Genomic DNA, 11,944 nt, shown 5'->3' on the forward strand with positions numbered 1-11,944 from the left:
TTGGCGGACCAGGATCACTGCGGCAATTGCTGAAAGAAATACTAGTATATTTTCCTAAGTTATCAGTAATATTAATGCTGTAATCCGGCTTGCCTGCATAGCAGCCGTTGAACTCATAAAATCTTTGTATTTCTGACCCAATGAAGAGAATATTCCTTTATCAGCTTGTTGCATTTTATTTTCTTGTTCTGGCCGGCTGTTCGCGCAGCGGTGACGTTACCAAAGAGCAGGCGCAAAAGATCGGTATTTCGTGGAAGCTCATTACCAATTTTATAGAGCCAGCGCATAGTTTCGACGCCAAATTCACCCTTAGAAATGGCAGCGATTTTACACTCGACGGCACCAACTGGGCATTGTTTTTCAATATGTCGCCTCGGCCGATCCAGCGCAATAAAACGCCGCAGCCGGCTATCATTGAGCATTTGAATGGGGATTGGTACAAAATGGTGCCTGGTAAGGATTTCAAGCTTGCCCCGGGTGACTCGATCATTGTTAATTATACCGGAACAGAAGGCGTCATTAAAGAAACAGATGCGCCGATGGGCTTGTATTTTGTTTTTTATGACAACGAAGGCAAAGAGAAGGAGATCGTGCAGGTTGCAGATTTCAAGGTTGAACCGTTTGTTGCCAAAGAGCAGATCCTGAGAGGAAAAGATGATCTTGTGCCGCTTCCAACGGCGGAGCAGCGTTATAAAGACAACCTCAAATTCACTAAGCTTGGCGCAGAGCAGCTTTTGAAGATCATTCCGTCTCCGGTAAAAATGAGTGCCGGCACTGAGACATTTACATTAGATAGTAAAGCCAATGTATTTTACCAGAAAGGTCTTGAAAAGGAAGCCAAATATCTGATTGAAAAACTAAAAACAGTTACCGGAACAGATTTCCCGATCCGCGAGGGACTGCCGACTGCTACAACCGCTGAGGCTCCGTCTATTGTCTTAAACACGGGAAGTGTATCTGTAAACGGCATTGCGAAGGAAGCGTATAAGCTAGGCGTTAATGCAAGCGGCGTAAATATTACGGGCAGTGATGCGGCAGGGGTTTTCTATGGAATTCAGAGTCTGTTGCAGCTTGTACCAACGGAATCTTACCAAAAACCGGCCCCGGCTATCTTGTTAGGGCATGTTCAGGTTGAGGATGCACCACGTTTTCATTTCAGAAGCATGCATTTGGACGTGGGCAGGAATTTCCAGACAAAAGAATCTATAAAGCGCGTGCTGGATCTGCTGGCGTCATATAAAGTCAATCACTTTTTATTTTATACAACCGAGGATGAAGGCTGGCGCGTTGAAATTGATGGGTTACCGGAGCTTACGGATGTAGGCGCGCACCGTGCGCATATGTCAGGAATCGGTGCTCCGGCATTGCATCCAAGTTACGGATCGGGGCCGGTGGCAAATGATGAGGGTAAATATGGTAGCGGTTATTACACCCGTGCCGATTTTATTGAAATACTTAAATATGCAAACGCCAGGCACATTAAGGTGATCCCGGAAGTGAATTTCCCTGGTCACGCACTGGCAGCGATCAAGTCAATGGAAGCGCGCTATGAACGTTTGATGAAGGAAGGAAAAGAAAAAGAAGCGAACGAATACCGGTTGATTGACCCGGAAGACAAGTCCGTTTACCTTTCGGCGCAGGCTTATAAGAACAATACCGTAAGTGTTGCCCGGGAATCCACTTACCATTTCTTTGAAAAAGTGGTGGATGAATTTGCTAAAATGTACAAAGAGGCGGGTTTGACGATGGATACTTTCCATACGGGCGGTGATGAGGTGGCCGAAGGCGCCTGGACCAAGTCGCCTATGGCCATTAAATTGAAGGCTGAAAATCCGGAGATCAAAGAATTCCGCGACCTGCAAACTTACTTTTTCAGAAAACTGCTGCCAAGACTGGAAAAGCGCAACCTCAAAGTGCATGGCTGGGAGGAAGTTGCCCTTACCAAAACCAATGCAGGCATTTACAATGCTAACCCTGAATTCGTGGGCCATCCTGTGGTTCCTTATGTTTGGAACAATGTATATGATGTGGATTTGGGTAACCGCCTCGCGAATGCCGGATATCAGGTTGTACTTTGCAATGTGACGAATTTTTACTTCGATATGTCTTACAACAACGACCCGAAAGAGCCTGGCTTGTATTGGGGAGGATTTGTAGATACACGTGATAACTGGGCATTTGCACCATTCAATATGTTCCGCACAACGGAGCAGACGGCTTTGGGCAAGCCTATGAAAGAGGAATTCGTAGGTAAGCAGCAGCTGAAACCAGAGGCGCGGAAAAATATCATCGGAATAGAAGCGCAGCTTTGGTGCGAGACGGTGAAAGGCCGTGATATGATGGAATATTCTATTTTACCAAAACTGATGGGTTTTGCAGAAAGCGCCTGGGCAGCGGAACGCAAGTGGGAGAATGTGGCCGACGACGCAGCCCGGGAAAAAATGATCGATGAAGGCTGGAATGTTTTTGCTAACAGCATTGCACAGCGGCACATGCCAAGAATGAGCTTTTTGAACGGAGGTTATAATTACAGGCTTCCTATGCCGGGCGCTGTGGTGGAAAGCGGCATGCTGAAAGCCAATGTTGAGCTTCCCGGCCTTGCTATACGCTACACCACGGATGGTTCGGAGCCTACTGCAAAATCGCCGGTTTATGAAGCGCCGGTAAAAGCATCCGGAACGATCAAGCTGAAAAGCTTTGATATGGCTGGTAAAGCGAGCCGCACGAGCGTAGTTACCGCGCAGTAAGCACGTCACAAATAGTGGATAGTAAGCCCGAACCCTCATGCAAAGGAATATTTTTATTGTTATCCTGATCCTGCTGATATTTTTTGTCATCTCTTTTTTGACCAATATCCTGGGGCCCATTATCCCGGATATTGTCAAGAGTTTCAGCCTGAGCATTGGCCTTGCGGGGTTTCTTCCTTTTGCTTTTTTTGTGGCCTATGGGGTTATGTCAATCCCCGCGGGCCTCATGGTTGAGAAATATGGAGAAAAGCCAGTGTTACTGCTGGCTTTTTTTCTTGCTTTTTTAGGAGCGCTGTTATTTGCTATTATTCCAGGCTTTGCCATTGCATTAGGCTCTCTTTTTCTGATCGGGATTGGAATGGCCATGCTGCAAGTGGTCATTAACCCCTTGTTGCGGGTTGCAGGAGGCGAAGAGAAATTTGCATTCTTTTCGGTCCTGGCGCAGCTTTTCTTCGGCGGGGCGTCATTCCTGAGCCCTATGCTTTACAGTTATCTGGTGCTAAATGTGCATTCAGGCAGTTCCGGTTTTTTAATTGATACATTAAATAATCTTGTCCCTGAAAACCTTAAATGGGTTTCCCTGTATTGGGTCTTCGCCGTCATAGCATTGTTAATGGTGGTTGTGATTTCATTGGTGAAATTTCCCAAAGTGGACCTGCTGGAAGACGAGCGTATGGATGTGGGACATTCATTTAAAGAACTGGTGGCGAACAAATCAGTCTGGCTGTTCTTTTTGGGCATTTTTGCATATGTAGGAACCGAGCAGGGCATTGCTAACTGGATCTCTCAATTTTTACAAACCTATCACAATGTTGATCCCGCTACTAGCGGCGCGACGGTGATTTCCTATTTCTGGGGATTGCTTACCATCGGGTGTTTTCTGGGATTGATTTTATTAAAAATATTCGATAGCCGCAAAGTGCTGGTTGTCTTCACTTCCGGAGCAATTTTATCATTGGCTTTTGCATTATTTGGTCCCAAAGCGATTGCTATGAACGCGTTTCCGATCACCGGTTTCTTTGCCTCGGTCATGTATTCAGTGATTTTTTCGCTTGCGCTGAATTCCGTTCCGAGGCATCACGGAACATTCTCCGGAATTTTGTGTGCCGGCATTGCGGGCGGGGCGGTTGTGCCTTTGATCGTTGGCGGGCTGGGGGAGTTGTTTGGTTTACAAATGGCCATGCTATTCCTTTTTGTGCCGCTGACTTACATTTTCAGCATTGGCATCTGGGCCAAACCACTGGTCAACAATGATACGATTTCGAGCATTAAGGACATCTTCTGATCATGCCTGATGTATAAAATAATCCTTCTCCTTGACTTCGCCGAAGAGTACAGCAAGAGCCTGATGAAGGGGATCAACACTTATTCGAAGGAATTCGGGCCATGGATCTTTTGCCGGATGCCTCTTTTTCACAGGGAAACAGTGGGAATCGACGGGATTTTGAAATGGGCGCTGGAATGGAAAGCCGATGGCATCGTGGGGCAGCTTTATAATAAGGACATTGAAAAAATAGTGCAGGCAGGGATTCCGGTTATAGCGCAGGATTTCAAAGAGCGTTTTGCCGAAATTCCCAACGTCACCGGAGGCTATCACGAAGCCGGGCAGCTGGGCGCCGATTATTTTCTCAAAAAAGGTTTTACCAACTTCGCTTTTTACGGGTTCAACGACATTGTGTGGTCGAGAGAAAGGGCTGAGGGCTTTGAGGAAAGGTTGAAAAAACGCGGGCATAAGGTTCATTATTTTGAGCACAAAAAGGCGCGTTCCACGGAGCTTTGGTATTATAAGCCCAGCTCGCTGAGCCGCTGGCTGAAATCACTACCGAAGCCCATCGGCCTCATGACCTGCGACGATAATCAGGGACAGCACATTACCGAGGCCTGTCGGCAATTGGGAATCCGCATTCCCGAAGAAGTTGCCGTTTTGGGTGTGGATAATGACGAAATGATCTGCGATCTATCAGATCCCCCACTGTCGAGCATTGCATTGGATGCAGAAAAAGGCGGTTATGATGCTGCCAAATTGCTCGATCACATGATCAAGCATGGCACTGCTCATTATTATGATATCATTGTAAAGCCGGTTCAGGTTATTACGAGGCATTCCACGGATATTTATGCTACCAACGATGACCATATCGCGTCATCATTAAAATACATCCATCAGAACATTGATAAAAACCTGCATGTCGATGAAGTCGTCAAGCAGGTTCCGTTGTCCCGCCGTGCGCTGGAAAAGCGCTTTCTTGAAATCACCGGTTACCCCATTTACAAGTACATTTTCAACCTGCGCATTGAGAAATTTACCCAAAAACTGCTCGATACGGACATGTCGGTTTTTGAAATTGCGCTGGATATGGGGCTTACAGACAGCAAAAATATAGCCCGCCAATTCAGGCAGGCTAAGGGGTGTAGTCCAAGTGTTTACAGAAACAGATATGTTGCGGGCAAATAGCTTACCAGATCACAATCCGGGCCGAATCGGGCAGGATCATTTTGCTATTTGGTGCGCAGTTCCATGCGGCTTCAAATTCTTTCAAATGCGGCATAGGGCCATTGATACGATCTTTTGCGGGTGAATGCGGGTCGGTTTGCACCTGGTTTCGCAATGCTTCATTGGTTGTGTTCATATGCCAAACCTGCGCCCAGCCCAGGAAGAAGCGTTGTTTCCAGTTGAAGCCGTCGATAGGAGCGGGCTCCGCTTTGCCTTTCAGGGATTTTTCCAATGCATAGTAAGCCAGGGTTAATCCGCCCAGGTCGGCCACATTCTCACCGATCGTTAATGCACCGTTGATTTTAAATCCGGGTAATGCTTCAATGCCGCTGAAATAGTCGATGTATTTCTTTGTCAACTTGTCAAAGTTGGCCCTGTCCGAAGGTGTCCACCAGTTTTTAAGATTTCCCTCATCGTCAAACTGCGATCCCTGATCGTCGAAACCATGCGTGAATTCGTGACCGATAACGGCAATGATCCCGCCGTAGTTAATAGCATCGTCCGCATCGCGGTTATAAAATGGCGGCTGCAAAATCCCTGCAGGGAATACGATTTCGTTATTGAGCGGATTGTAATAAGCATTCACCGTTTGCGGCGTCATCAGCCATTCGGCCTTATCCACCGGTTTTCCTATTTTATCAATCTCCTCCTTATGCGCGTAAAGCGACGCTGCGATGACATTCTCAAAAAGCTTATCTTTTACCACATCAATGGACGAGTAGTCCTTCCATTTATCAGGATAGCCGATCTTGTAGGTGAATGCTTTCAATTTTTTGTGGGCCTTTGCCTTGGTAGAATCACCCATCCAGGAAAGTTTGTCGATACGCTCGCCGTACACCGTGCGCACGTTTTCGATCATTTCTGAAACCTTCTTCTTGTCCTCTTCCGGGAAATATTTTTTAGAGAACAATTTTCCCAAAGGCATGCCTAACAAACCATCCGTTGAACGGATAGCGCGTTCCACTCTGGCTTTCTGCTGTTTTGTTCCGCGCATAACGGTGCTGAAAAAGCGGAAATTCTCCTGGTCAAATCTTTTGGGCAGATATCCCGCGAATCGCGACAGAAGCTGCCATTTGGTATAAAGCTTTAATGTGGCAATCGGCGTGGCTTTGAGCAGTTTGTTTACGTTTTCCAGGTAAGCTTTGTTCTGGACAACAATGCTGTCCGTCTTAATGTCTTGCTTGCCGGCAAATGTTTCAACATCAAAATCCGGAACGAGTGCCTGGAAACCTTTAAAGGACATCTTGTTATATGTCTTCACGGGATCGCGCAGCTCAACATTTGTTAATTGAAGCTTAGCCAGTTTCGTTTCAAAATCCAGGATCGTTTGCCCGGGCTTAGGATCCGCAAATGCTGCTAGCGAGAACATTTTATCCACATGTTTCACAAACTCCTCGCGTACTTTCACTGTGCTTGAATCCGTCCGTTCGTAGTAACTTCTTTCGCCCAGGCTCAGGCCGTCCTGCCCTTGATACAGGACATTGATCTTGCTGTTTTTCAGATCCGCATCCACTCCTAGGCCCACAACCGAAGAAACACCAACCTTTTGCAATTCCCCTGAAACCGACGCAAGGTCTTTAAGTGACTGCACTCCATTTATTTTATCCAAATAGGGCTTTAATGGTGTTATAGCACGTTTTTCAATGGTGACGGTGTCGAGATAGGATTGGTAATAATCCGCAATTTGCTGTTCCTCGCTTCCTTTCTTACGATCTTCGAGCTTGATGATTTCGTCTATAATGCCTCTTAACCTTACCTCTTTGTTTTCTTTGTCCAACACATTGAAAGCGCCCCAGCGGCTTTCCGTTCCGGGAATCGGGTTCGCTTTTTTCCAGCCGCCATTCACATAAGTGTCAAAATCATCGCAAGCTTTCACCGTCGAATCTAGCGAGCTGATATCAAAACCAGGCACTTTTTCACGCGTCGATTCCTGATCATTCTCTTTTTTGCAGGCCGTCATCGCAAGCGAGAATGCCAGTGCCGAATAACATAAATTGGCTAATTTCATTTGTAGTGTATTGAATGTTAATTTGTTGATTACGAGATTCCGCCCATCCAGCCCTTGATAGGCTTCCAGAAGATAAGCAGGATAAAGCCGAACACGGTTGTAACAATAGCGACCTGATTGAACAAGGCAGGCATTTGCATAATGTTCTCTTCATCAAACCCTCCGGCGAAGATCCCGGCAATGAGGTTACCCAGCGACGCACCTACAAACCAGATGCCCATTAGCTGGCTTACATATCGTTTGGGGGCCAGTTTGGTATAAGAGCTCAGTCCGACCGGGCTTACGCACAATTCTCCGATCGTATGCAGGAAATAAGTAAATGTGAGGAACAAAGGAGATGCAAGCTGTCCGGTAACCGCAATGTTGGAAGCGGCCACCATTACAAAGAAGCTCAATCCCAACAAGATCAATCCAGCCGCAAATTTTACTGGAATGGATGGGTTAAGGTTTTTTGATGACAGATATATCCACAGGCTTGCCAGGACAGGCGCGAAAAGAAGCACGAAAGTAGGCTGGAAGTTCTGGAACCAGCTGGACGGCACTTCCCATCCGCCAATAACACGTTGGGTATGCCGCTCGGCAAAAATCTGAAGCGATGTTCCGGCCTGTTCGTAACCCGCCCAAAAAAGCGCTATGGCTAGGAACAGGATGATTAACACAACAACGCGATACTGCTCCACGCGGGTAAGGCCTCCGGCAAATAAGATAAATAGGAAGTAGGAAGCAGATATAATGACAATGATCACACCGGCGCCTTTTGCCAGTCCCTGCGCGGTGGTCATATCAAGCACGCCAGAAGTTTGCAAGACGATCAGTAGCACTATGAGTGCGCCGATGAAAAGGTAACCGAGCCTTTTGTTGGCTCCGTTTTGCGCATCGGATTCAACCGTAGCAATCTTGGCCGGCGGCACGTCGCCCATTCCCTTTAGATAGCGCGCGCTTCCGTAGCGGAAAACGATCAATCCAAGAAGCATTCCAATGGCGGCTGCTCCAAAGCCCATATGCCAGCTTACCCGCTCTCCGAGATAACCTACAATGGCAATTCCAAGGAACGAGCCGAGGTTAATGCCCATATAAAAGATGGAAAATGCTGCATCACGCCGCGCACCGCCCTCGGGATAAAGCTCGCCTACGATCGAGCTGATGTTTGGTTTCAATAAGCCGGTTCCAACCGCCACTGTCGTGAGCCCTAAAAAGAATAGCGTACTGCCGCCTGGAATCGCCAGGATAATGTGCCCCAGCATGATCACGATCCCGCCATACCAAATGGCTTTTTTCTGACCCAAAATATTATCTGCAAGCCAGCCACCAGGCAACGTCAGCAGGTATACAGATGCAGTATATAAGCCATAAATCGCGGCTGCTTCGCCTGCATTCATCCCCATTCCGCCGCGTACAGCGTCGAGGAGAAAAAGTAAGAGGATTGCACGCATTCCGTAGTAGCTAAACCGCTCCCACATTTCCGCGAAAAAAAGGACATATAAGCCTGTGGGGTGCTTTTGGGAAATCTGTGCAGACATAGAAGAGAAGTGTTTTATTTGGTTTAGCGGGCTGTTTTTTGAAAAAATGATAGCACAAGATATGAAATAACGATAAAAATAAATAAACGGATAAAATAAATGCGGTAACCTGCTCCATCGAGCCAGTTACCGCATTTACATAAAATAAGGTTATTCAAATCCTTACTTCACTGAGAACGAGCCTTCTCCAATGGAGAAACCTTCTGAGTAAAGTTCAATCGTGTATTTTCCCGACGCAAATGACGCATCTCTGTCATAAAGAATGCTCACGTCCTGGTTATTATTAGTATAAGATACATCCTTACTAATGGTATATCCTTGTTCCTGACCATTGTAGTCGAACACGCCGGAGCCAGTTTTTGTATCCGAGATTGTTGCTCCGGATGGATCAATGATACGTAGATAAATGGTTTTGCTGTCTGCCGCAGTCAATGGATTTTTTTCAAGAATGAAATCAACCCGGACCTTATCAACTCTTTTGGCTTTCACATTTTCGCCTTCTCTCACTTTTCCTTTGGATGAAACAGCGTAAACCTTCACGTTCCGTGCGCGCAATGCTGCGGCCATGGTAACCTTTGATTCAAGCTCGGTGTTTTTGGAAACTACACCTGATAGAGAGTCACTGATGGCCTGCTTGGTTGTTTCCAGTGTTGTTTTCTCCTGAACCAATGTTTCGTTTTGGCTGATCAGCTGCTGGTTCTCTTCTCTGAGCTGCGCAATTTCTTCGTCTTTTTTGTTCAGAAACGCTTCATACTCTTTCACCTTTTTGCCCATGGTAACATTGCCTTTCCGCAATGCGATACGGTCATTTTCTAGGGCTGCTTTTACTTTCTGCAATTCCTCAATGTCGCCACCCAAACCCTGAACTTCCTGGATACGTGCGTCGAGTTGTTTCGAAATAGAATCGAGCTTGATTTCAGCTGATGCGAGTTCGTTTACGCGCGATTGCAGATCTGTTTCCTGCTTATTGGTGATAGTGCGCTCATTGTAGTATAGGTAACCAAATACTGCCGCAAGAATTGTCATAAGGATCAACCCGACCAATAGACCGGTATTATTCTTCCTTTCCATATAATTTTGTTTAGGTTAAATAAAATAATTAATGGATAATGTCAAAAAACTATGCCAATACTATACGTTATCGGATAAGCATTAAATGCAAAAAAGGAAGGCCCTACGCAAATTTGCATAGGGCCTTCCTTTTAAATAACAATTGCTTGATAACTAATTCGTAAATAGCGACTTAATAATCTCCTCCTGCGCCTCCGCCACCAAAGCTTCCCCCTCCGAATCCTCCAAAACCACCTCCGCCGCCGCCACCTCCGCCCCAGTTTCCGGAAAAGCTTCCTCCCCCGGAATGGGTAGTATATGGCCAAATGATCGGTCCGCCAAATCCGCCCAAACCACCGCGTCCGCCTCTGCCGCCACCATTATTGCGGTTTCTGAACATGAAGATCATAATCACGACAAATATGATTACGAAGATCAGCAATGGTGAAGATGATTCGTCGTCATTAGCTTGTTTGGGATCGGCTTTGTATTCGCCGGTCGCGTATTTAAAAATCATGTCCACGCCTTCATCCAAACCTTCGTAAAACTGATTGTTTTTGAATTTGGGCGTAATAACCTGTGAAATGATCCTTTTAGCAATGGCATCAGGAATAGCGCCTTCCAGCCCATAACCGGTGCTGATGTACACTTTCCGGTCTGTGGGCGCCCATAGCAGCACGATTCCGTTATCCTTGTCTTTTTGTCCTACACCCCATTCCCGGCCAAGCTTCAATGCATAATCGGCTAATGGGTAATCGCCGGTTGTGGGCACAATAACGATCACAATCTGCGAGGAAGTGGAGTCATTGTAAGCAACGAGTTTTTGTTCTAATTGTGCCTCTTCACTTGCACTAAGCTGATTGGCAAGATCATTCACCAGCCGCGGAGGATCGGGTCGTTTGGGTATATCCTGCGCTGCCACACGTAGGAATGTGAAGCAGATCAGACAAAAAATAATGAGGGCTTTCTTCATAGATCAGTGCCCGAACGAAATATCGTCCGGTAGTTCGTTGATGTCGCCAGATTGGTAGGGGAAATGCTTTTTCAATTGAAAACCGGCTTCTGCGATTCCTTTTGCAAGCCCTTCCGAATACTGCCCGTTTGAAAAATATTGCCGGAGAAGATCTTTTGTACTATTCCAAAAATCAGCGGTAACCTTCGCATCAATTCCTTTATCTCCTAAAACAGCGAACTTACGGTCTTCATATGCCAGGTAAAAAAGCACGCCGTTCTGTTCTGCTGTTTTATCAAGGTTCAGAAAAAGGAAGACTTCCTTAGCCCGCTCCATCACATCCGGATTAGGGCATTTCTTTTCGATATGCACCTTTACTTCGCCGGATGTTTGTTTTTCAGCTTGCTGAATTGCTTCAATGATAAGCTGCTGCTCCTTTTCATTAAAAAAGAGTGGATCTGTGGCCATGATGATCTGGTTTTAGTACTTAAGAACCAATGTGCTTTTGCTAAAATTGCACGGTTGGAGCTTTGTCCGAACCAGCTGCCGCTGTGAAATAACCCTTTTGAGAGAACCCGAAGATGCCTGCAAAAAGATTATTAGGGAATGTCCGCACTTCCTGGTTGTAATCCTTCACGACCGTATTGAAATCGTTTCTGGCAACCGTGATGCGGTTTTCCGTGCCTTCCAACTGCGCCTGAAGATCAAGAAAGTTTTGATTTGCTTTTAGTTGCGGATATTGCTCAACCGTTACAAGCAGTCGGGATAGTGCTCCACTCAACTGATCCTGTGCGCCCTGGAATTTGGCGATGTTTTCCGGTGTAAGATCTCCTGCATTGATAGTGGTTTGTGTTGCCTTGCTACGTGCCTCGATTACGGCTGTTAATGTTCCTTTTTCGAAATCCGCAGCTCCCTTAACAGTGCTTACCAGGTTCGGAATAAGGTCCGCACGACGCTGATACTGGCTTTCCACCTTCGCCCATGATTCTTTTACAACCTCGTCTTTACTTACCAGGCCATTATATTTACCGCAGCCAACAAATCCGAAAATTAGAATTACGACAATAACGGCAATGAGTCCTTTTGACATTTTATATTTAGTTTAGAGTTAATGAATTTACTTCAAAGTTGCCCAAAGCTAGCAAAATCCTTTAGAAAAACTACATGACCGGG

9 protein-coding genes are annotated in these 11,944 nt (G+C 46.2%); 3 read left to right on the forward strand and 6 right to left on the reverse strand.

The genetic code is table 11. The features are described from left to right. The first annotated feature begins 140 nt into the window (after nt 1-140). From G395_RS0117330 to G395_RS0117340, 3 genes are read left to right on the forward strand one after another with little or no spacing between them, the layout of a single operon-like run. Entirely contained in the window at nt 141-2,747 is a 2,607-nt protein-coding gene (locus G395_RS0117330; protein ID WP_026631215.1) for a family 20 glycosylhydrolase, read from the forward strand. 37 nt (nt 2,748-2,784) lie between these two features. Next, entirely contained in the window at nt 2,785-4,032 is a 1,248-nt protein-coding gene (locus tag G395_RS0117335; protein WP_026631216.1) for an MFS transporter, read from the forward strand. 9 nt (nt 4,033-4,041) lie between these two features. After that, entirely contained in the window at nt 4,042-5,202 is a 1,161-nt protein-coding gene (locus G395_RS0117340; protein ID WP_026631217.1) for an AraC family transcriptional regulator, read from the forward strand. 1 nt (nt 5,203) lies between these two features. On the opposite strand, the gene G395_RS0117345 is transcribed toward G395_RS0117340, so the two are convergent. From G395_RS0117345 to G395_RS0117370, 6 genes are all read right to left on the reverse strand, one after another. Beyond that, nucleotides 5,204-7,249 (reverse strand): M13 family metallopeptidase, encoded by a 2,046-nt coding sequence (locus G395_RS0117345; protein ID WP_026631218.1) that lies wholly within the window; start codon nt 7,247-7,249, stop codon nt 5,204-5,206. Nucleotides 7,250-7,278: 29 nt separating this feature from the next. Then, nucleotides 7,279-8,769, reverse strand: a complete 1,491-nt coding sequence (locus tag G395_RS0117350; protein WP_026631219.1) for a peptide MFS transporter — start codon at nt 8,767-8,769, stop codon at nt 7,279-7,281. A 162-nt stretch (nt 8,770-8,931) separates the two neighbouring features. Further along, complete coding sequence (locus tag G395_RS0117355) at nt 8,932-9,840, reverse strand: DUF8428 domain-containing protein (protein WP_026631220.1); 909 nt, start codon at nt 9,838-9,840, stop codon at nt 8,932-8,934. A 172-nt stretch (nt 9,841-10,012) separates the two neighbouring features. Beyond that, complete coding sequence (locus G395_RS0117360) at nt 10,013-10,792, reverse strand: TPM domain-containing protein (RefSeq protein ID WP_026631221.1); 780 nt, start codon at nt 10,790-10,792, stop codon at nt 10,013-10,015. 3 nt (nt 10,793-10,795) lie between these two features. Further along, on the reverse strand, nt 10,796-11,239 hold the full coding sequence (locus G395_RS0117365; RefSeq protein WP_026631222.1) for a TPM domain-containing protein: 444 nt from the start codon (nt 11,237-11,239) through the stop codon (nt 10,796-10,798). Between the two features lie 40 nt (nt 11,240-11,279). Next, entirely contained in the window at nt 11,280-11,861 is a 582-nt protein-coding gene (locus G395_RS0117370) for a LemA family protein (protein ID WP_026631223.1), read from the reverse strand. Nucleotides 11,862-11,944 lie beyond the last annotated feature (83 nt).

The sequence above is a fragment of the Dyadobacter alkalitolerans DSM 23607 genome (genome assembly GCF_000428845.1).
Classification (GTDB): Bacteria; Bacteroidota; Bacteroidia; order Cytophagales; family Spirosomataceae; genus Dyadobacter; species Dyadobacter alkalitolerans.

Excerpts from the sequence above, each read along its gene's own strand:
- G395_RS0117330 (WP_026631215.1), top strand. The coding sequence starts at position 141 with ATGAAGAGAATATTCCTTTATCAGCTTGTTGCATTTTATTTTCTTGTT.
- G395_RS0117335 (WP_026631216.1), top strand. The coding sequence starts at position 2,785 with ATGCAAAGGAATATTTTTATTGTTATCCTGATCCTGCTGATATTTTTT.
- G395_RS0117340 (WP_026631217.1), top strand. The coding sequence starts at position 4,042 with ATGTATAAAATAATCCTTCTCCTTGACTTCGCCGAAGAGTACAGCAAG.
- G395_RS0117345 (WP_026631218.1), bottom strand. The coding sequence starts at position 7,249 with ATGAAATTAGCCAATTTATGTTATTCGGCACTGGCATTCTCGCTTGCG.
- G395_RS0117350 (WP_026631219.1), bottom strand. The coding sequence starts at position 8,769 with ATGTCTGCACAGATTTCCCAAAAGCACCCCACAGGCTTATATGTCCTT.
- G395_RS0117355 (WP_026631220.1), bottom strand. The coding sequence starts at position 9,840 with ATGGAAAGGAAGAATAATACCGGTCTATTGGTCGGGTTGATCCTTATG.
- G395_RS0117360 (WP_026631221.1), bottom strand. The coding sequence starts at position 10,792 with ATGAAGAAAGCCCTCATTATTTTTTGTCTGATCTGCTTCACATTCCTA.
- G395_RS0117365 (WP_026631222.1), bottom strand. The coding sequence starts at position 11,239 with ATGGCCACAGATCCACTCTTTTTTAATGAAAAGGAGCAGCAGCTTATC.
- G395_RS0117370 (WP_026631223.1), bottom strand. The coding sequence starts at position 11,861 with ATGTCAAAAGGACTCATTGCCGTTATTGTCGTAATTCTAATTTTCGGA.